Source organism: Micromonospora sp. HB375 (assembly GCF_017872985.1).
Taxonomy (GTDB): Bacteria; Actinomycetota; Actinomycetes; order Mycobacteriales; family Micromonosporaceae; genus Micromonospora; species Micromonospora chalcea.
In genome coordinates, this window is sequence record NZ_JAGGJO010000001.1 from 360,031 (window position 1) to 379,646 (window position 19,616).

A 19,616-nucleotide genomic window follows, 5' to 3' on the forward strand; every position below is an offset into this window, starting at 1 on the left:
GGCGGCGTGTTAAGAAGGGGCCCCTTCTCTACCTGAGGCGTTAAGAAGGGGCCCTTCCTTTCACCTACCAGGCCCAGGCCTCGGGGCCGGGGCCGCCGTTGCCTACGGGCGGGAACAGCTCGTCCAGGCGGGTCAGCGTGGGCTCGTCCAGGTGGACGTCGAGCGCGCCGAGGTTGCGGTCGAGCTGGTCCATCGTGCGCGGGCCGACGATCGGGGCGGTCACGCCCGGACGGGACAGCAGCCACGCCAGCGCCACATCCGCCGGGTCGTGGCCCAGGTCGGCGCAGAGCTTCTCGTACGCCTCGATCGTGCTGCGGTGCTCGGCCAGCGCGTCGGCCGAGCGGCCCGTGGTGCCGCGCGCCGCGCTGCCCTCGGCCATCTTGCGGATGATGCCGGAGAGCAGCCCGCCGTGCAGCGGCGACCACGGGATGATGCCCAGCCCGTAGTGCTGGGCGGCCGGCACGACCTCCAGCTCGACGTACCGGGTCAGCAGGTTGTAGATGCACTGCTCGGAGACGAGGCCGAGGAAGTTGCGCTTACCGGCTGCGGCCTGCGCCTGCGCGATGTGCCAGCCGGCAAAGTTGGACGAGCCGACGTAGAGCACCTTGCCCTGCGCGACGAGCGTCTCCATCGCCTGCCAGATCTCCTCCCACGGCGTGGCCCGGGAGATGTGGTGCATCTGGTAGAGGTCGATCGTGTCGCTCTGGAGGCGGCGCAGCGAGTCCTCGCAGGCCCGGATGATGTGCCGGGCGCTCAGGCCCTGCTCGTTGGGCCACTCGCCCATCTTGCCGTACACCTTGGTGGCGAGGACGACCTTGTCGCGGCGCCCGCCGCCCTGCGCGAACCAGCGGCCGACGATCTGCTCGGTGACGCCCTCACCGAGCTTCCAGCCGTAGACGTTCGCGGTGTCGAAGAAGTTGATCCCGTGTTCGAGCGCCCGGTCCATGATGGCGAAGCTGTCCGGCTCGTCGGTCTGCGGACCGAAGTTCATCGTGCCGAGGCAGAGGCGGCTCACGGACAGGCCGGTGCGTCCCAGGTTCGTGTACTCCATGACTCCACCCTGGCACGCCGGCACCCGGAGTGCCCTCTCAACGAGCCAGGGTGGAGCTTGCGGATCAGGAGGATTCGCGGGCCGCCGGGCCGGTGCCGAAGAGCACGTCGTCCCAGCTCGGCAGCCGCTTGCGTGGCTTGCCACCGGCCTCGGTGGACTCGCCGCCCGCGCCGCCGGTCGCCGCCGCGGCACCGGTGCGCCGCGGCCGCAGCACTGCCAGCGAGGGTACGGCCGGGATCTCCTTCGGCGCGTCCGAGTCGTCGTCGAAGGCCGAGCCCTGCCCGCCCCCGAGCAGCGCGGCGGCGCCACCGGCGACGGCCCGCTGGCGGGGCGCCTCCTGCGCGGCCGGGGAGCGGGTGTCGAGACCGCGCCCGGACGTGCCGCCGAGCGGCCGGTCCAGCGAGGCGAGCAGCGCGTCCCGGCCGGCGCGGATCGGGTCACGCCCCGGACGGGCGTGCTCGGAGGCGGCCGGCAGGCCGTGCCCGCCCCGGCTCGGCTCGCCACGCGACGGACCGGGCAGCGCGTGACCGCCCCGCTCCGGCGCCGGCTCCTGGCCGAGGATCGGCGTGGGCCGCTCGGCGCAGAGGTATTGCGCCATGTCGTCGTGCGGGGCGACGTTCTGCCGGGTCTTGTCCAGGTCCCACACCGCCTGCGCGGTGGCCTTGCCGGACGGCCAGGTCGCGATGATCCGCCAGGTGCCGTCGTCGCGGCGGTAGGCGTCCCACGAGATCTTCTCGGTGTCGATGCCGTGCTGGGCCAGCCGGCCGTTGACGACCTCGGCCAGCGGGGTCGGCTTCTCCGCGCCCTTCAGCCGGGTGCGGCGGGCGTGCTGGGCGAGCATGGCCCGCTCCTGGAGCACCGGGCCGGCGTAGCGCAGCACCCGGTCGACCGGCACGCCGGCGATGCGGGCGACGTCCTCGGCGGACTCACCGGAGCGGATGCGGGCCTGGATGTCCCGTGGGGACAGCGACGGCGTCGGGTCGGTGGCGCTCGGCACCACAGCGAGCGGCGGGGCGCCCGGCTCGGCGTGCAGCGCCGACGCGATCCGCTCGTCGATGGGCAGCGCCAGCAGGCGCCCCACCTCGTCGGCGAGCACCAGGGCCTGGCCGTCCTCGGAGAGGGCGACGAAGCGTACTGGGCGCATGGGCTTGCCTCCGTCCCGCTTCGCTGGCCGTCACGCCACGGGAGCCGGCCACCCGGGCGTCTCGCACCACCGTACGCTCATCTACCCGCCGATGGGGACTGCGACACCCCGGCATGTCGTGACTGAGCTGCGGTAATGATCACGGTGGGTGGCCGCCGGAGCCCTGACGGCCACGCACCGTGACGGCGTGATCAGAGTCGCTCGACCACGTAGTCGATGGACGCGGTGAGCGCCTCGACGTCGGCCGGCTCGACGGCCGGGAACAGCGCCACCCGCAGCTGGTTGCGGCCCAGCTTGCGGTACGGCTCGGTGTCGACGATGCCGTTCGCGCGCAGCACCTTGGCGATCGCCGTGGCGTCCACCCCGTCGGCGAAGTCGACGGTGGCGACCACGTTGGACCGCAGCGCCGGGTCCGCCACGAACGGGGTGGCGAACGACGAGCGCTCGGCCCAGCCGTACACGATGCCGGCGCTCTCGGCGGTGCGCTTGGCCGCCCAGGCCAGCCCGCCCTGGGAGTTCATCCAGTCGGTCTGCTCGGCGGCCAGGAAGATGGTCGCCAGCGCCGGGGTGTTGTACGTCTGCTCCAGCCGCGAGTTGTCGATCGCGGTGACCAGGTCGAGGAAGGCCGGGATGTAGCGGCCCGACTCCTTGATCTCGGTGGCCCGGGCCAGCGCGGCCGGCGACATCAGGGCCAGCCAGAGGCCACCGTCGGAGCCGAAGCACTTCTGCGGCGCGAAGTAGTAGACGTCGGTCTGGGCGACGTCCACGTCCAGGCCGCCCGCGCCGGAGGTGGCGTCGACCAGCAGCAGCGAGCCCTCGTCGGCGCCCGCCACCCGGCTGATCGGCACCGCGACACCGGTGGAGGTCTCGTTGTGCGGGGTGGCGTAGACGTCCACGCCGGCCTCGGCGACCAGCGTCGGGGCGCTGCCCGCGTCGGACTTGCGCACGGTCGGCTCACCGAGGAACGGTGCGTCCTTGACCGACTTGGCGAACTTGGCGCCGAACTCGCCGAAGCTGGCGAACTGGGCCCGGTCCCGGATCAGGCCGAACGTGGCGACCTCCCAGAACGCGGTGGTGCCGCCGTTGCCGAGCACCACCTCGTACCCCTCGGGCAGGGAGTAGAACTCGGCCAGGCCGCGGCGCAGCCGGGCGACCTGGTCGCGGACCGTCTTCTGCCGGTGCGACGTGCCCAGGTAGCTGGTGGCGACGTCGGCGAGGGCGGAGACCGCGGCCGGACGGACCTTGGACGGGCCGCAGCCGAATCGTCCGTCGGCGGGCCTGATCTCGTCGGGAATCCGGATGGTCGGTGCGTCAGCCACGGTCTTGAAGATCCTTCCGCATGGGCGAGAGGTGAGCTGGCAGGCGCGGACGATGTGCTGCCGCGTGGCGGCGGGCGGCGTCCGAGCCCGTTCCGGCGACACTGCCACGGCAATCCTCGCACCTGTCCGGGCACGTCCGGCGGGCTGTCCCACGCCGGTCGGTGAGGCGTCCGCCACACGGGCCGCGAGCCGGTCCCGGAAATGCCGGAGCCCCGCTCCACCGGCGGGTGGAAGCGGGGCCCCGGGCGAGACGTCAGACGCCGTGCGGGATGGCGTCCCAGCCCTCGACCTCCTGCGGCTTGCGCGAGCCGTGGCCGACGTACGTCGCCGACGGGCGCACCAGCCGCTGGAGCTTCTTCTGCTCCAGGATGTGCGCCGACCAGCCGCCCATCCGCGCGCAGGTGAACATCGAGGTGAACATGTGCGCCGGCACCTCGGCGAAGTCCAGCACCACCGCCGACCAGAACTCGACGTTCGTGGCGAGGACGCGGTCCGGGCGGCGGGCCTGCAGCTCGGCCAGCGCGGCCTTCTCCAGCGCCTCGGCGACCTCGAAGCGCGGCGCGCTCAGCTCCTTGGCGGTGCGCCGCAGCACGCGGGCGCGCGGGTCCTCGGCCCGGTAGACCCGGTGGCCGAAGCCCATCAGCCGCTCGCCCCGGTCGAGCACGCCCTTGACGTACCCGTCGGCGTCGCCGCTGCGCTCGACCGCCTCCAGCATGCTGAGCACCCGGGACGGGGCGCCGCCGTGCAGCGGGCCGGAGAGCGCGCCGATGCCGGAGGAGATGCAGGCCGCGGCGTCCGCGCCGGTGGAGGCGACGATCCGGGCGGTGAAGGTGGAGGCGTTCAGGCCGTGCTCGGCGGCCGAGATGAAGTACGCGTCGACGGCCTTGACGTGCCGCGGGTCGGGCTCACCCCGCCAGCGCTTCATGAACCGCTCGACGATGGTCTCCGCCTTGTCGATCTCCTTCTGCGGCACGGCCGGCAGGCCCAGGCCGCGCGCCGACTGGGCGACGAAGGACAGCGCGGTGACCGACACCCGGGCCAGGTCCTCGCGGGCCTGCTCGTCGGAGATGTCGAGAAGCTGGCTGAGCCCCCAGTACGGCGCCAGCATGGCGACCGCGGACTGCACGTCGACGCGGATGTCACCGGAGTGCACCGGCACCGGGAACGGCTCGGCCGGCGGCAGGCCGGGGCCGAACCGGCCGTCCACCAGCAGCGCCCAGACGTTGCCGAACGAGACCTGGCCGATCAGGTCCTCGATGTCCACGCCCCGGTAGCGCAGTGAACCCCCCGCGCGGTCGGGTTCGGCGATCTCGGTCTCGAAGGCTACGACGCCCTCCAGGCCCGGTTTGAAATCGGACATGTCGTCTCCTGGCTTCGGCTCGGCGCGCCCGGGCGGGCTGATCGAGCCCCGCAGCTCAGGCGACCCTTCAGGGATGTGGTTCGGAACATCTTGCCCGGTGGGTAACCGGCTGCGCGACCCACAGCCACTGTGCGCCACACGACATCCCCGCCGCTGGCCGTCGGTGAGAGAGGGAGAAGACTGGGTACCGGGGCCTGGCCAGCGTCGGGGGACGCCGGCACGCCCGGGAGAGGGACGAGCACAGTGACAGGCGACACACCCGCACCGGCCGGTATGCGTAACGAGTACGCCGCCGACCTGGGCCTGACCGAGGCGGACCTGGCGCCGGACTGGCACACCCAGTTCGCCCGCTGGTTCGCCGACGCGGTGGCACATCCGCTGCCCGAGCCGAACGCGATGGTGCTCGGCACCGCCGACGCCCGGGGCCGGCCCAGCGGGCGCACCGTGCTGCTCAAGGGGTACGACCCGGAGGGCTTCGTCTTCTACACCAACCACGGCTCGCGCAAGGGTGCCGAGGTGACCGGGAACCCGTGGGCCAGCCTGGTGTTCCCCTGGTTCCCGATGCAGCGGCAGGTGACGGTGACCGGCCGGGTCGAGCCGGTGGACCGGGCCGAGACCGAGGCGTACTTCGCCAGCCGGCCGCGCGGCTCGCAGCTCGGGGCGTGGGCCAGCGCCCAGTCGACGGTGGTGCCGGACCGCGCCGCGCTCGACGAGGCGTACCGGGCGGCGGCGGAACGGTTCGCCGACGTGGACCCGATCCCCGCGCCGCCGCACTGGGGCGGGTTCCGGGTCCGGCCCGAGACGGTCGAGTTCTGGCAGGGCCGGGCCAGCCGGCTGCACGACCGGCTGCGCTTCCGGCGTACCGGGAACGGGGTTTTCGTCGTCGAGCGGCTCGCGCCGTGACCGACGTCACGCAGGCCCGGCGGCGGGGTGCGCGCCGCTGGGCGATCGACCTGCGCCCGCTGCGCGTGCCCGCGTACCGGCGGGTCTGGACCGGCAACGCGATCGCGATGTTCGGCTTCCAGTTCACCGCCGTGGCGGTGCCGGTGGAGATGTTCGACCTGACCGGCGGCTCGCTCTGGGTCGGCCTGCTGGGCATCGCCGGTTTCGTGCCGCTGCTGCTGTTCGGGTTGTGGGGCGGCGCGGTCGCCGACGCCCGGGACCGCCGCCGGGTGCTGCTCGTCGGCGGTTGCGTGCTCTGGGCGTCGACGCTGGGGCTGCTGGTGCAGTCGCTGGCCGGCGTGCGCAGCCCGCTGCTGCTCCTGCTGCTCGTCGGCCTCCAGTCGACGGCTTTCGCGATCACCTCACCGGCCCGCAGCGCGATCCTGCCCCGGCTCGTGCCGGCCGAGCTGGTCCCGGCCGCGACCACGCTGAACTTCACCACGTTCACCGCCGCCGCCGTCTTCGGCCCGCTCGCCGCCGGCCTGATCTTCGCCGGGTGGGAGGTGGGGACGGCGCTGCCCATCGCGTACGCGGCGGACGCGCTGCTGTACACGGCGGCGCTCTGGGCCACGCTGCGGCTGCCCGCGATGCCGCCCGCGCCGGACCCGGACGGCGGCGTCCGCAAGGCCGGGCTGGCCAGCATCGTCGACGGTTTCCGCTACCTGGCCACCACGCGGGTGCTGCTGCTGTCCTTCGCCATCGACCTGATCGCGATGATCCTGGCCATGCCGCGGGCGCTCTTCCCCGAGCTGGCGCAGGAACGCTTCGGCGGCGCCTCGGCGGTGGGCTGGCTCTACAGCTCGATCGCCATCGGCGCGATGCTGGGCGGCCTGACCTCCGGGTGGATCGGCCGGGTACGCCGGCAGGGCCTCGCGCTCACCGTGGCGGTGGTCGGCTGGGGCGTGGCGATCGCGCTCGCCGGGCTGGCCGGGCAGTTGTGGGTGGCGGTGGTGCTGCTGGGCGTCGCCGGCGCCGCCGACCTGGTCAGCGCCACGCTGCGCCAGTCGATGCTGCTGGTCTACGCGCCGGACCGGATGCGGGGCCGCCTCCAGGGCGTGAACACCGTCGTGGTGGCCGGTGGCCCGCGTCTGGGCGATCTGCGGGCCGGCGCGACGGCCGCCGGGTTCGGCACCGGCGTCGCCATGGTCGGTGGTGGCCTGGCCGCCGCCGTACTCGCGGTGTTGCTGGTGGTGGCGTTCCCGGCGCTGCTGCGCTATCGCTCGACCACCCCCGCCGAGGAGCGCCACTGACGGTAGGGTCGCCGACATGGGGATCGACGTGCAGCCACCGTCCGGTACACAGTGGACCATTTCCGCCGACGGCCACGAGGCCGTCGTGGTCGAGGTGGGCGGCGGGCTGCGGGCCTACCGGCACGACGGCGTGGACTACCTCGACGGGTACGCCGAGGACGAGGTCTGCCCCGGCTCGGCCGGTCAGGTGCTCGCGCCCTGGCCGAACCGGATCCGGGACGGCGTCTACTCGTTCGGGGAGCGGTCGTTCCAGCTCGACCTCACCGAGCCGGAGCGGCACAACGCGCTGCACGGCCTGGTGAACTGGGCCCGGTGGCAGCTGATCGAGCAGTCGGCCCAGAGCGTGACGATCGGCTACGACCTGCCGCCCAGCCCCGGCTACCCATGGGCGCTGCGGCTGCGGGCCCGGTGGAGCGTCGGCCCGGACGGGCTGCGGGCCGAGCACGAGGCGACGAACCTGTCCGGCGAGCCGGCGCCGTTCGGCTTCTCCGTGCACCCCTACCTGCAACTGCCGAAGGCCGGCGTGGACGGGATTCGGCTGCACCTGCCGGCCCGGCGGCGGGTGCTGGTGGACGGCCGCCTGCTTCCGGTCGGTGCGACCGAGGTGACCGGCTCCGAGTTCGACTTCACCAGCCCGCGCCCGATCGGCGACCTGGTCCTCGACACCGCCTTCGGTGACGTCGAGCGGGACGCCGACGGCGGCTCGGCGGTGACGCTCGGCTCGCCGGACGGCTCGTCCGGGCTGCGGATCTGGGCGGACCGCGAGTTCGGCTGGTGGCAGGTGTTCACCGGCGACACGCTCGGCGGGGAACGGCACCGCCGGTCGGTGGCGGTCGAGCCGATGACCTGCCCGCCGGATGCGTTCCGCTCCGGCAGGGACGTCATCACGCTGGAGCCGGGGCAGACCTGGCGGGGCGCCTGGGGCGTCCGGCCGGAGGTCTGAGCGTGGAGTTCGCCGAGGTAGTCCGCCGCCGCCGGATGGTGCGCAACTACGACCCCGACCGCCCGGTACCGCCGGAGGTGGTGGACCGCCTGCTGGACCATGCGGTCCGCGCGCCGTCGGCCGGGTTCGCCCAGGGCTGGGGCTTCCTGGTGCTGGAGGAACCCGAGGACCGGGAACGGTTCTGGGCGGCGACCACGCCCGGTGGCGGCGGCCGGGAACGCTGGCTGGCCGGGATGCGCCGGGCGCCGCTGATCGTGGTGCCGCACGCCAACCGTGACGCCTACCTGGACCGCTACGCCGAGCCGGACAAGGGCTGGGCGGACCGCGCCGAGGACCGCTGGCCGGTGCCCTACTGGTACGTGGACACCGGCTTCGCGGCGCTGCTGATGCTGCTCACCGCCGTGGACGAAGGGCTGGGCGCCTGCTTCTTCGGCATTCCGCCGCAGCGGATCGAGGCGTACCGGGAGGCGTTCGGGGTACCGCCGGAACTCAGCCCCGTCGGAGCCATCACAGTGGGTTATCGGGTCGTCGACCATCGGTCACCGTCGCTGCGTAGAGGGCGGCGTCCGGTGCAGGATGTGGTGCGGCGGGGACGGTGGACCTGAGCGGTTAGGCTGACATCCACATCGTCAGCCGGGCCTGGGGGAGGAGAGCACGCCGTGATCTTCAGGGCGGTCCGGGACGGGCGTCCCTACCCGGAGCACAACCTCACGCTGAAGCAGTGGGCCGAGATCCCGCCGCGCCCGCTGCGGCTGGACCAGCTCATCACCACCAAGCGCGAACTGGCGCTGGACAAGCTGCTCGCGGAGGACTCCACCTTCTACGGCGACCTCTTCCCGCACGTGGTCCAGTGGAACGGCGGCCTCTACCTCGAGGACGGCCTGCACCGGGCGCTGCGCGCGGCGCTGCAGCAGCGCAACCAGATCCACGCGCGCGTGCTGGTCCTCGGCGACCAGGGCGAGTGACGCCCGGCTGAGCCTTGGTTAAGGTGACGCCATGACTCCTCTGGACCTGCTCGACATCGATGCGTCGCTCAGCGAGGAGGAGCGGCAGATCCGCGCCGTCGTGCGCCAGCTCGTGACCGACCGGGTACGCCCGCACGTCGCCGGCTGGTACGAGGACGGCCAGGTGCCGGCCCGTGAGCTGGCCCGCGAGTTCGGCAAGCTCGGCCTGCTCGGCATGCACCTGACCGGGTACGGCTGCGCCGGCGCGTCCGCCGTCGCGTACGGGCTGGCCTGCCTGGAACTGGAGGCCGGCGACTCCGGCGTCCGCTCGCTGGTGTCGGTGCAGGGATCGCTGGCCATGTACGCCATCTGGCGCTTCGGCAGCGAGGAGCAGAAGCAGCGCTGGCTGCCCGCCATGGCGGCCGGCGAGGCGATCGGCTGTTTCGGGCTCACCGAGCCCGACCACGGCTCCGACCCCGGCTCGATGGCCACCCGGGCCCGCCGCGACGGCGACGACTGGATCCTCAACGGCAGCAAACTGTGGATCACCAACGCGCCGATCGCCGACGTGGGCGTGATCTGGGCCCGCACCGACGAGGGCGTGCGCGGCTTCGCCGTACCCATGGACACGCCGGGGGTGACGGCGCGCGAGATCCGGCACAAGATGTCGCTGCGCGCGTCACTGACCGGCGAGATCGCGCTCGACGACGTCCGGCTGCCGGCCGACGCGCGACTGCCCGAGGCGATCGGGCTGAAGGCGCCGCTGGGGTGCCTGACCGAGGCCCGGCACGGCATCGTCTGGGGCGCGCTCGGCGCGGCCCGCGACTGCCTGGAAACCGCATTGGAGTACGCGACCACGCGCACCCAGTTCGGCCGCCCGCTCGCCGGTTTCCAGCTCACCCAGGCCAAGCTCGCCGACATGGCGGTGGAGTGGAACAAGGGGATGCTGCTCGCGCTGCACCTGGGCCGTCTCGCCGACGCCGGCTCGCTGCAGCCCCACCAGGTGAGCGTGGGCAAGCTGAACAACGTCCGGGAGGCGCTCGCCATCGCGCGGCAGTGCCGCACGATCCTCGGCGCGAACGGAGTCTCCGGCGAGTACCCGGTGATGCGGCACGCCAACAACCTGGAGAGCGTGCTCACCTACGAGGGCACCTCCGAGATCCACCAGCTCGTCATCGGCCAGCGGCTGACGGGCCTGTCCGCGTTCGCCTGACCTGCGGTTTCATCCGATCGGGACGCTCGGCGAGCGACTGTCGCACGGTGGCCGTACCGTCTTTGTCAGTCGATGTGTCGGACGAGGACGGTGAGGGCGATGGCCCGCGACGGTGACATCAACGAGCCCACCCGGGAGTTCCCGGACTACCCCACCAGCGAGTCCCTTCGCGACCGGGCGGAAGGCTCGCCCGACCCGGACCGCGATCCCGATCGCGAGCCCGGTCCGGGCGCCCCGGCGTCGGGCGGCGGCGCGGCTCGTGGCCTGCTCTGGGTGCTCGGCGCGGCGGCGCTGGCGGTGGTGGTGCTGCTCGGCGTGCAGGCCACCGGTCTGCTGCCCGACTTCCGCAACCCGTTCGCCAAGGAGCAGACCGACCGCAGCCAGCCGCCGCTGCTCAAGTCGATCCGTGACCTGAGCCGCTACGTCGCCGCCGAGGGCAACTTCCAGGTCGTGGTGGACGTGCAGAACGACCGGCGCAACGTGCCCGACTTCCTGCTCAACGAGCGCACGCTGTTCGTCGGGGCGGGGCGCGTCGAGGCGTACGTCGACTTCGCGAAGATCGCCGACGGCGCGGTGACGGTCTCCGAGGACGGCAAGTCCGCCGAGATCAAGCTGCCCGCGCCGCAGCTCGGCGAGACCGATCTGGACATGGACAAGAGCTACGTCTTCGCCCAGCAGCGGGGCCTGATCAACCGGCTCAACGACCTGGTGGCCGGCGACCCCAACCGGCAGCAGCAGATCTACAAGCTCGCCGAGGACCGGATCACCGCGGCGGCCCGCGACAGCGGGCTCGCCGCCCGCGCCGAGGAGAACACCCGCAAGATGCTGGAAGGGCTGCTGCGCTCGCTCGGCTACGAGAAGGTGACTGTCACCTACACCGCGCCCTGATCTTCGTGCGCTGACGCCGCGCGCCCGCCCCGATGGTCCGGGGCGGGCGCGTCGCGTGTGTGCAGGTGTCCCGGCTTCGTGTCGCGTCAGCGGGTGGCGAGGTAGCGGTCCTCGTTCGGCATCAGAACCCACAGGATCAGGTAGATGATCACCTGCGTGCCGGGCAGCAGCAGCGACAGCAGGAACAGCAGCCGGACCAGGCCGGCCGACATGCCGAACCGCTGCCCCAGGCCGGCGCAGACACCGGCGATCATGCGCCCCTGGCGGGGCCGGACCAGTTTGCGACTCATCGTCGTCTCCCACTTCTGCGGCGATCCGCCGCGCTGATTCCACGGTAGAGAGGGGTGCGCGCCGCGCCCTCGGCCCCGAGGATGATCGGCGACCCGGGCACCCGTAGGTGCATACCCCGGACCGTCCCCACCGACTCACCGCGGAGACTCCCGGGTCGCCGCCGCGGTTCCGGTCCGAGGTGGTCCCGCAGTCACGGGTCGGGGAACTGCGGTTCCTGCCCAGCGCTTCCGCACTGCTGGCCACACCATCAGCCCTACCTCCCGCCCCCTCCCGCCCCCTCCCGCTCCCGCTTTCGTCTCCCGTCTCCCGCCTTCCGCGATCTTGTACTTGAGGCCCTCGACGTGCCCTATTTGCTCTGGATTGACGGGGCGGGAAGTGCAAGATCGCGGCAGTTGACGGGGTGGCGTGCGGTGGGAGCCGCGCTCGGTCGCGTGTTGCGGCGAGTGGCGTTCCGTGGTGCGGGACTGGCGTTCCGTTGAGTGGGATTCGTGGAGATCTTGGAAGGAAAGGGTTCCTATGGGGGCCGTTTGGTTCCAAGATCTGCCGGGAGCCGGGAGCCGGGAGCCGGGAGCCGGGAGCCGGGAGCCGGGAGCCGGGAGCCGGGAGCCGGGAGCCGGCCTCCCGCCGCGCTGTGCGGCGATCTTGGAGTTGTGGTGGTTCACGAAGGTCGTAAATGCCGCCATCCGGGCGCCACAACTCCAAGATCGACGGGGGGAGTGGGGGCCGGAGGGCTGGGGACAGCGCTCGCTCGCGGGCGGGCATGGGGCGGAGTGGGGGCGGGTATTCATGAGGGCGGGGTAGGCTCGCCGGTCGGGCGCCCCCACCCTGGGCGCCGGCCGTCCCGCCTGGCGGGGGCGGCAACCCCACGCACCGGCTCGGATCCGCACAACGGGGACGACGGCGAGGAAAGCAGCCAATGATCAGTGTTTTCGATCTTTTCAGTGTCGGTATCGGGCCGTCCAGCTCGCACACGGTCGGGCCGATGCGGGCGGCTCGTACGTTCGTGGCGGGTTTGAAGGCTGACGGGCAGCTGGCTGACGTGGCGCGGGTACGGGCGGAGCTGTTCGGCTCGCTCGGCGCGACCGGTCACGGGCATGGCAGTGACCGGGCGGTGCTGCTGGGGCTGGAGGGCGAGGTCCCGGAGACCGTCGACACCGACTCGGTGGGGCCGCGCGTCGAGCGGATCCGCACCCAGCGGCGGCTCGACCTGTTCGGCAGTCAGGGGGTCGACTTCGACCCGGACACGGATCTGGTGCTGCACCGTCGGCGGTCGTTGCCGTACCACCCGAACGGGATGACGTTCGCGGCGTACGACGTGGCCGGGAACGAGGTGCGGACGCGCACGTACTACTCGGTGGGTGGCGGGTTCGTGGTGGACGAGGCGGCCGCCGGGGCGGACCGGATCAAGGCGGACAGCACCCGTGTGAAGCACCCGTTCCTCACCGGTGCGGAACTGCTCAAGGTCACCTCCGGGACCGGGCTGTCGATCAGTGAGGTGATGCTCGCCAACGAGGTGTCCTGGCGTAGCGAGGCGGACGTGCGGGCGGGGTTGCTGGAGATCTGGCGGGTGATGCGCGAGTGCGTGGAGAACGGCTGCACGCGTGACGGCGTACTCCCGGGTGGGTTGAAGGTCCGGCGGCGCGCGGCGGAGATGCGGCGCGGCCTGGAGGCGGAGACCGGTAGCGGGGATCCGCTGCGCGCGATGGACTGGGTGACGTTGTTCGCGCTGGCGGTCAACGAGGAGAACGCGGCGGGCGGGCGGGTGGTCACCGCGCCGACGAACGGGGCTGCCGGGATCATCCCGGCGGTGCTGCACTACTACACCCGGTTCGTGCCGGGCGCGTCCGAGGAGGGCGTGGTGCGGTTCCTGCTGGCGGCGGGCGCGATCGGTGTGCTGTTCAAGGAGAACGCCTCGATCTCGGGTGCGGAGGTGGGCTGTCAGGGCGAGGTGGGTTCGGCGTGCTCGATGGCGGCGGCCGGGCTGGCCGAGGCGTTGGGCGGTACGCCGGAGCAGGTGGAGAACGCCGCCGAGATCGGCATGGAGCACAACCTGGGGCTGACCTGCGACCCGGTGGGTGGCCTGGTGCAGATCCCGTGCATCGAGCGCAACGCGGTGGCCAGCATCAAGGCGATCACCGCGGCCCGGCTGGCGTTGCGGGGCGACGGGGTGCACCACGTGTCGTTGGACAAGGTCATCAAGACCATGCGGGAGACCGGCGCGGACATGAAGGTCAAGTACAAGGAGACCGCGCGGGGCGGCCTCGCCGTCAACGTCATCGAATGCTGACCCCGTTGGGGTGACCCCGGCCCGCACCCGGCCCGGGAGCGCGACTGACAAAGCGACCATCATGCGGTGACGTCAGGCGTCGCGGCGCTCTGGTCCGCCCGCACCTCGCTGCGCATCCTGGTCCGCCGGGACCTCGCGGTGAAGTACCAGCAGTCGGTGCTGGGCTACTTCTGGTCGCTGATCGAACCGCTCGGCATGGGCCTGATCTACTGGTTCGTCTTCGGCGTGCTCTACTCCGGCGCGACCCGGCGGCACCTGGGCGAGGCGGCCGGGTCGTACCCGCTGTTCCTGATCACCGGCATCTTCGCCTGGATGTGGGCGAGTTCGGCGCTGACCGAGGCCGCGAACGCGCTCACCGGGCAGGCCCGGCTGATCACCACAATGAACCTGCCCCGGCCGATCTTCCCGATCGGGCGGGTCACCGGCCGCTTCGCCGAGTACCTGGCCGGGCTGCCGATCCTGGTCGCCGTCGCGGCGATCTACGCGAGCCAGGGGAAGATCCGCCCCGGCTGGAGCCTGCTCGCCCTGCCGCTGGCGGTGGCGGTGCAGTTCGTGCTGCTGGTGGGCCTGGCGCTGCTGCTGTCGGCGGGCAACGTGCTGATGCGCGACATCGAGCGCACCATGCGGCTGATCATCCGGCTGCTGTTCTACGCGACGCCGATCATCTACCCGCTCGACCTGGTCCAGGAGTCGGGCATGCCGGGCTGGCTCAAGATCGGGTACGAGCTGAACCCGCTGGTCGGGATCTTCCAACTGCACCACGCGGTCTGGTACCCGGACGAGTTCCCGGACGCCCGGCTGCTCGCGATCACTGTGTCCGGCAGCGTGCTGGTGCTGGCGCTCGGCTGGTGGGCGTTCCACCGCCTCGAACCGGCAGTGCTGAAGGAACTCTGAATGGCCCCGATCATCGAGGCGGACGGGCTCGGCATCCGGTTCGTCCGCAACCGGCGCCGTCAGCTGCGGCTGCGGGAGCTGATCGTGCACCGGGGCGCCCGCGACCCGGACGCGGGCCGGTTCTGGCCGCTGCGTGACCTGTCGTTCCGGGTCGAGCCGGGCGAGACGGTGGGTGTGGTGGGCCGCAACGGCACCGGCAAGAGCACGCTGCTGCGGCTGATCGCCGGTGTGCTCATCCCGGACGAGGGCTCGATCCGGGTGCACGGCCGGGTGGCGCCACTGCTCGAACTGTCCGCCGGGTTCTCCGGCGACCTGACCGGCCGGGAGAACCTGTACCTGGTGGGCGGGCTGCACGGACTGTCGTCGGCGTACCTGCGGGAACACTTCGACGAGATCGTCTCGTTCGCCGGTGAGCAGGTGGAACGCGCCATCGACACGTCGGTGCGGCACTACTCGTCGGGGATGAAGGTGCGGCTGGGCTTCGCGGTGATCGCGCACCTGCCGCACCCGGTGCTGCTTGTGGACGAGGTGACAGCGGTCGGGGACGCGGAGTTCCGCGCGAAGTGCTATGCGACCATCGAGCGACTTCTCGCGGAAGGGCGCACGCTGGTGCTGGTGTCACACAACGACAAGGACCTCACCCGGTTCTGCCGTCGGGGGCTCTACCTCGACGCCGGACGGCTCATCGTCGACGGGACGATCGACGAGGCGCTGGCGGCCTACGCCGACGCGGCGAAGCGGTGACGCTCGCGATCGTGCTCGCCGCCGACCCGGCGGCGGGCCACCTCACCGAGCCCGGCCGGCCCGCCGGGGAACCGCTCACCGAACGCCTGGCCGCGCAGTGGCGCCGGGCCGGGGCGGACGACGTGCGCATCGCCGCCGACCTGACCGAGCTGGCCGACCTGGTGGCCGCCGCGACCGGCCCGGTGCTGGTGAGCGGTGCGGACCTGGTGGCGCACACGGCCGTACTCAAGCATCTCGCGACCAGCCCGGTGGGGCCGACGGTGGCGCTGGTGCTCACCGATCCGCCCGCTCCCGGGCAGGCCACAGTGCGCGAGGAGCGCGGCCAGGTGGTCGAGGTCGACGCCGCCGACGCGACCGGCGTGTTCGGCGGCGCGCTGCGGGTGGGCGCGGCCGACCTGCCGGCGCTCGCCGACGCCGCCCGCCGCGCCGCAGGCGCCGCGCCGGATGCGCCGGACGCGCGACTCAACGACCCGGCGTCCGTGCCCGACGCGCGCCTGAGCGACGCGGCTTCCGCGCCGGGCGCGCGCCTGACCGACCCGGCGTCCGCGCCGGGCGTCGGCGCAGCGGACGGCGGGCCGCGGGACGCGGTGGACCGGCTCGTGGCCGACCTCGCCGCCCGCGGCACGCTGATCTTCGCCCAGCGGGTACGTCTGCTCGTGGCGCACCGGGTCGGCGACGAGGCGCAGCGGGATGCGGCCGAGGCGGCGGTGGCCGCTGTCGACGAGGACCGGGCCGAGTTGAAGCTGTCGGTGAAGGAGCGGGACGACTTCTTCACCACGTTCTTCGTCAGCACCTGGTCGCCGTACGTCACGAAGGCGGCGGCGCGCATCGGGATCGGCCCGACCGGGGTCACCATGGTCTCGGTGGTGTTCGCGGTGGCCGCGGCGGTGCTGTTCGGCGTCGGTGGACGGCCCGCGCTGGTGGCCGGGGCGGTCCTGCTCTACCTGGGGTTCGTGCTCGACTGCGTGGACGGGCAACTGGCCCGCTACACCCGGCACTTCAGCGCCTGGGGCGGCTGGCTGGACACGATGGCCGACCGCTTCAAGGAGTACGTGGTCTACGCCGGGCTCGGCTTCGGGGCCACGCATGCCGGGTTCCGGTACGGCTGGGCGCTGGCGCTGGCCGCGATGACGTTGCAGACGGTGCGGCACATGACCGACACCTGGTACGGGGCGTTGCACGACGAGGCGGCCCGGCGGCCGAAGGTGGTGACCGCCGACGCGGGCGGCATCGGCGGGAAGCTGAACGCCGCGTCGACGCGGGTGCAGGCGGACACCGGGTCGGTGTCGTACTGGCTGAAGCGCACTGTGGTGTTCCCGATCGGGGAGCGGTGGGCGCTGATCGCGATCGCCGCCGCGCTGTTCGGGCCGCTGGTGGCGCTGGTCGCGGTGCTGGTCTGGGGGACGCTGGCGTTCGCGTACACCGGGGGGTTGCGGACCTTGCGGGCGCGGTGGATGCGGGTGCCGGTGATGGCCACTGTGGACGCGGGTCTGCACCGTGACGACGGCGTGCTGGCGCGGACGCTGCCGACCACGCGGCGGCCGCTGCTGCTGGCGGTGCTGGGCGCGCTCGGCGCGGCGGGGACGCTGGTGTGGGCGCTGCTCGCGGTGCACGGTGGCGGCGACCTGCCGGTCTTCGTGCCGGTGCTCGCGCTGGTGCTGCTGCTGGGCGCCGCGCAGGCTTCGCGGGCGCCGCACGAGGGGTCGCTGGACTGGCTGGTGCCGGCTGCGTTGCGGGCCGCCGAGTATCTGTTCGCCATCGCGGTCGGGGTGGCGGGCCGGGCACCGGCCTGGTTGATCTTCGGGTACGTGCTGGTGCTGACGCTGCACCACTACGACCTGACCGCCCGGCTGGAGAAGCGGCAGTCGGCTCCGCCGCTGCACGCCGCCACGCTGGGCTGGCCGGGGCGTTCCCTGCTGCTGGCAATCGGGCTGATCGCCGGATATGCGAGTATCGCTCTGGCTACACTCGGTGCGTACCTTCTCGTGGTTTTTGTCGCGAGCGTGGTCCTCGCCTGGGTGGTCCTGCCGGCCCGCGCCCGTGGGGGTGTGCGCTCGCCGGGCTGACGGAGGGCGGGCCGGGGTGACCTTGATCAGCTTCGTCGTGCCGGCCTTCAAGGTGCAGGGCTACCTGCGGGAATGTCTCGACTCGATCCTCGACCAGCCGTTCGCCGACATCGAGGTGATCGGCGTCGACGACGCCTCCCCCGACGACAGCGGCGAGATCCTGGCCGAGTACGCGCTGCGCGACCCCCGGGTCCGCCCGGTGCGCCTCGCCGAGAACGTGGGGCTCGGTCCGGCCCGCAACATCGGGCTGGACCGGGCCGTCGGCGAGTACGTGTGGTTCGTCGACGGGGACGACTGGCTGGTGCCCGGCTGCCTGCCGCACGTCGCGGACCGGCTCCGCGACACCGCGCCGGACGTGCTGATCGTGGACCACGTCCGGGCGCACTGGAACAACATCGGCACCCGCAGCGCGATGCGCGAGGTGTTCCCGGTGCCGCCCGGCGCGACGACGTTCACGCTGCGGGACCGGCCGGAGACGCTGAAGCTGCTGCACACCGCGTGGAACCGGGTGGTACGGCGGGAGTTCCTGATCGAGCACGGGCTGCGCTTCGAGCCGGGCTGGTACGAGGACGTATCGTTCAGCTATCCGGCGCTGATGGCCGCCGGTCGGATCGGCGTACTCGACCGGATCTGCCTGAACTACCGGCAGCGCCGCACCGGCGCGATCACGAAGACCCGGGGGGACCGGCACTTCGAGGTCTTCGCCCAGTGGCACCGGGTGTTCGGGCTGATGGACCGCTGGCGGGTGACGGGGCTGCGGCCGGCGGTCTTCGAGCGGATGATCTGGCACTACCTGACGGTGCTCGGCAACGGCGACCGGATCGCGCCCGAGCTGCGCGCGCCGTTCTTCGCCCAGATGCACGCCGACTACGTGCGGTTCCTGCCGCCCGAGGGCTACCCGGTCCCGCCCGGCCCGGAAGGGCTCAAGCACCGGCTGGTGGCGGTCGGCCGATGGCGGACGTTCAGCGCGTTGCGGGAGGCGCACCAGGCGACGGAGACGGCCCGGCGGACCGCGCGGCGGGCCCGGCGACGGGTCACGCCGGTGGTGCGGCGTACCGCCCGGCGGGCCCGTGACCTGGCGCTGGGCGAGTACTACCGGGCCGAGCTGCACCGGCCGGTCGACCCGACGCTCGCCGTGTACGCGGCCTACTGGTATCGGGGCTACTCGTGCAACCCGGCGGCGATCTACGAGGCGGCCCGCCGGCTCGCGCCGCAGGTGCGCGGCGTGTGGATCGTCCGCCGCGACCGGGTGGCCGCGCTGCCGCCCGGTGTCGAGTACGTGGTGGCCGGCACCCGCGAGTACCACCGCGTGCTGGCGCGCGCCCGCTGGCTGGTCAACAACGTCAACTTCCCGGACTTCGTCCGCAAGCGGCCGGGCTCCGTGCACGTGCAGACCCACCACGGCACGCCGGTCAAGGTGATGGGGCTGGACCAGCAGCGCTACCCGGTGGGCGCGATGGGGATGGACTTCGCCGGGCTGCTGCGCCGGGTCGACCGCTGGGACTACAGCATCACCTCGAACAGCTTCTCCACGCAGATGTGGGAGCGGGCGTACCCGGCGGACTACACCACGCTCGAGGTCGGCTACCCGCGCAACGACCGGCTGGCGCTGGCCACCGCCGAGGACCGAGGCCAGGTCCGCGCCGCGCTGGGCATCGCACCCGACGAGTACGTGGTGCTCTACGCGCCGACGCACCGCGAGCACCTGCCCGGGTGGCGGCCACCGTTCGACCCGGACCGGATGCTCGACGTGCTCGGGCCCCGGGGCCGGCTGCTGATGCGCAGCCACTACTTCCACGACCGGGAGCGGCATCCCCGGGGACCGGCGGCGGACGGCGTGCTGGACGTGAGCGCGTACGACCGGGTGGAGGACCTCTACCTGGCGGCGGACGTACTGATCACCGACTATTCCTCGGCGATGTTCGACTACGCGGTGCTGGACCGGCCGATAGTGGTCTACGCGCCGGACTGGGACGCCTACCGGGTGGCCCGGGGCGTCTACTTCGACCTGCTGGCCGAGCCGCCGGGCACCGTCGCGCTGGACTTCCCCGGGCTGCTCGACGTGTTCCGGTCCGGCGCGGTCGACGACGAGGCGGCCGAGCGCGCCCGGGCGGCGTTCCGGTCGCGGTTCTGCGCGCTGGACGACGGGCACGCCGCCGAGCGCGTGGTACGCCGCGTGTTCCTCGGCGAAACGCCGTAAAAGTGGTTACCGGCAGGTCACTTAACTGCGGAGCCCGGCGAATACCGCTTAATAGGACTGTCACGAGCCGAACATGGCAC

At 72.6% G+C, this 19,616-nt stretch carries 17 protein-coding genes; 12 read left to right on the top strand and 5 right to left on the bottom strand.

Features of this window, described 5'->3' with window-relative positions:
• Window positions 1-64 precede the first annotated feature (64 nt).
• The 4 genes from J3R08_RS01825 to J3R08_RS01840 form a co-directional block, all read right to left on the bottom strand.
• On the bottom strand, window positions 65-1,051 hold the full coding sequence (locus tag J3R08_RS01825) for an aldo/keto reductase (RefSeq protein ID WP_064448804.1): 987 nt from the start codon (window positions 1,049-1,051) through the stop codon (window positions 65-67).
• A gap of 64 nt (window positions 1,052-1,115) precedes the next feature.
• The gene (gene sepH / locus J3R08_RS01830; protein WP_043327153.1) at window positions 1,116-2,195 is read right to left on the bottom strand and encodes a septation protein SepH; all 1,080 of its coding nucleotides are present in this window, start codon (window positions 2,193-2,195) and stop codon (window positions 1,116-1,118) included.
• A 191-nt stretch (window positions 2,196-2,386) separates the two neighbouring features.
• Window positions 2,387-3,514 carry a phosphoserine transaminase gene (serC, locus tag J3R08_RS01835; RefSeq protein WP_043327151.1) on the bottom strand — a complete coding sequence of 376 codons (1,128 nt, stop codon included), beginning with the start codon at window positions 3,512-3,514 and terminating at the stop codon, window positions 2,387-2,389.
• A 253-nt stretch (window positions 3,515-3,767) separates the two neighbouring features.
• Window positions 3,768-4,874 carry a citrate synthase 2 gene (locus J3R08_RS01840; RefSeq protein ID WP_209959744.1) on the bottom strand — a complete coding sequence of 369 codons (1,107 nt, stop codon included), beginning with the start codon at window positions 4,872-4,874 and terminating at the stop codon, window positions 3,768-3,770.
• A gap of 273 nt (window positions 4,875-5,147) precedes the next feature.
• On the opposite strand from J3R08_RS01840, the gene pdxH reads away from it, so the two are divergent.
• The 7 genes from pdxH to J3R08_RS01875 all read left to right on the top strand — a co-directional run bounded on the left by pdxH (window position 5,148) and on the right by J3R08_RS01875 (window position 11,054).
• A complete protein-coding gene (gene pdxH / locus J3R08_RS01845) occupies window positions 5,148-5,777 on the top strand; it encodes a pyridoxamine 5'-phosphate oxidase (protein WP_051611271.1) in 630 nt (209 codons plus the stop codon).
• Window positions 5,774-7,066: an MFS transporter gene (locus J3R08_RS01850; protein ID WP_209959746.1), complete on the top strand. Its 1,293-nt coding sequence runs from the start codon at window positions 5,774-5,776 to the stop codon at window positions 7,064-7,066. Before pdxH ends, J3R08_RS01850 begins: the two co-directional genes overlap by 4 nt.
• Window positions 7,067-7,082: 16 nt before the next feature.
• Window positions 7,083-8,009, top strand: coding sequence for an aldose 1-epimerase family protein (locus J3R08_RS01855; protein ID WP_043327144.1), 927 nt, complete (start codon window positions 7,083-7,085; stop codon window positions 8,007-8,009).
• 2 nt (window positions 8,010-8,011) lie between these two features.
• The gene (locus J3R08_RS01860) at window positions 8,012-8,614 is read left to right on the top strand and encodes a nitroreductase family protein (protein WP_064448802.1); all 603 of its coding nucleotides are present in this window, start codon (window positions 8,012-8,014) and stop codon (window positions 8,612-8,614) included.
• 54 nt (window positions 8,615-8,668) lie between these two features.
• On the top strand, window positions 8,669-8,974 hold the full coding sequence (locus J3R08_RS01865) for a type II toxin-antitoxin system VapB family antitoxin (RefSeq protein ID WP_013283726.1): 306 nt from the start codon (window positions 8,669-8,671) through the stop codon (window positions 8,972-8,974).
• A 31-nt stretch (window positions 8,975-9,005) separates the two neighbouring features.
• Window positions 9,006-10,166 (top strand): acyl-CoA dehydrogenase family protein, encoded by a 1,161-nt coding sequence (locus J3R08_RS01870; protein ID WP_104115486.1) that lies wholly within the window; start codon window positions 9,006-9,008, stop codon window positions 10,164-10,166.
• A gap of 99 nt (window positions 10,167-10,265) precedes the next feature.
• Window positions 10,266-11,054 (top strand): DUF4230 domain-containing protein, encoded by a 789-nt coding sequence (locus J3R08_RS01875; RefSeq protein ID WP_209959748.1) that lies wholly within the window; start codon window positions 10,266-10,268, stop codon window positions 11,052-11,054.
• Between the two features lie 86 nt (window positions 11,055-11,140).
• Here J3R08_RS01875 and J3R08_RS01880 read toward each other — a convergent pair whose 3' ends face one another.
• Window positions 11,141-11,344: a PspC domain-containing protein gene (locus J3R08_RS01880; protein ID WP_043327136.1), complete on the bottom strand. Its 204-nt coding sequence runs from the start codon at window positions 11,342-11,344 to the stop codon at window positions 11,141-11,143.
• A gap of 917 nt (window positions 11,345-12,261) precedes the next feature.
• Here J3R08_RS01880 and J3R08_RS01885 point away from each other — a divergent pair.
• From J3R08_RS01885 to J3R08_RS01905, 5 genes are all read left to right on the top strand, one after another.
• Window positions 12,262-13,632, top strand: a complete 1,371-nt coding sequence (locus J3R08_RS01885) for an L-serine ammonia-lyase (RefSeq protein ID WP_209959750.1) — start codon at window positions 12,262-12,264, stop codon at window positions 13,630-13,632.
• 66 nt (window positions 13,633-13,698) lie between these two features.
• Window positions 13,699-14,526: an ABC transporter permease gene (locus J3R08_RS01890; protein ID WP_209959752.1), complete on the top strand. Its 828-nt coding sequence runs from the start codon at window positions 13,699-13,701 to the stop codon at window positions 14,524-14,526.
• Complete coding sequence (locus J3R08_RS01895; protein ID WP_013283732.1) at window positions 14,527-15,270, top strand: ABC transporter ATP-binding protein; 744 nt, start codon at window positions 14,527-14,529, stop codon at window positions 15,268-15,270. It begins immediately after the preceding gene.
• Window positions 15,267-17,336 carry a DUF5941 domain-containing protein gene (locus J3R08_RS01900; RefSeq protein ID WP_374102375.1) on the top strand — a complete coding sequence of 690 codons (2,070 nt, stop codon included), beginning with the start codon at window positions 15,267-15,269 and terminating at the stop codon, window positions 17,334-17,336. Before J3R08_RS01895 ends, J3R08_RS01900 begins: the two co-directional genes overlap by 4 nt.
• A 16-nt stretch (window positions 17,337-17,352) precedes the next feature.
• Window positions 17,353-19,536 carry a bifunctional glycosyltransferase family 2 protein/CDP-glycerol:glycerophosphate glycerophosphotransferase gene (locus J3R08_RS01905; protein WP_209959754.1) on the top strand — a complete coding sequence of 728 codons (2,184 nt, stop codon included), beginning with the start codon at window positions 17,353-17,355 and terminating at the stop codon, window positions 19,534-19,536.
• Window positions 19,537-19,616: the final 80 nt, after the last annotated feature.

Bases quoted from the DNA above. Each gene is read 5' to 3' on its own strand.
- J3R08_RS01825 (WP_064448804.1), bottom strand. From the start codon at position 1,051: ATGGAGTACACGAACCTGGGACGCACCGGCCTGTCCGTGAGCCGCCTC.
- sepH (WP_043327153.1), bottom strand. From the start codon at position 2,195: ATGCGCCCAGTACGCTTCGTCGCCCTCTCCGAGGACGGCCAGGCCCTG.
- J3R08_RS01840 (WP_209959744.1), bottom strand. From the start codon at position 4,874: ATGTCCGATTTCAAACCGGGCCTGGAGGGCGTCGTAGCCTTCGAGACC.
- pdxH (WP_051611271.1), top strand. From the start codon at position 5,148: ATGCGTAACGAGTACGCCGCCGACCTGGGCCTGACCGAGGCGGACCTG.
- J3R08_RS01855 (WP_043327144.1), top strand. From the start codon at position 7,083: ATGGGGATCGACGTGCAGCCACCGTCCGGTACACAGTGGACCATTTCC.
- J3R08_RS01870 (WP_104115486.1), top strand. From the start codon at position 9,006: ATGACTCCTCTGGACCTGCTCGACATCGATGCGTCGCTCAGCGAGGAG.
- J3R08_RS01875 (WP_209959748.1), top strand. From the start codon at position 10,266: ATGGCCCGCGACGGTGACATCAACGAGCCCACCCGGGAGTTCCCGGAC.
- J3R08_RS01880 (WP_043327136.1), bottom strand. From the start codon at position 11,344: ATGAGTCGCAAACTGGTCCGGCCCCGCCAGGGGCGCATGATCGCCGGT.
- J3R08_RS01885 (WP_209959750.1), top strand. From the start codon at position 12,262: ATGATCAGTGTTTTCGATCTTTTCAGTGTCGGTATCGGGCCGTCCAGC.
- J3R08_RS01895 (WP_013283732.1), top strand. From the start codon at position 14,527: ATGGCCCCGATCATCGAGGCGGACGGGCTCGGCATCCGGTTCGTCCGC.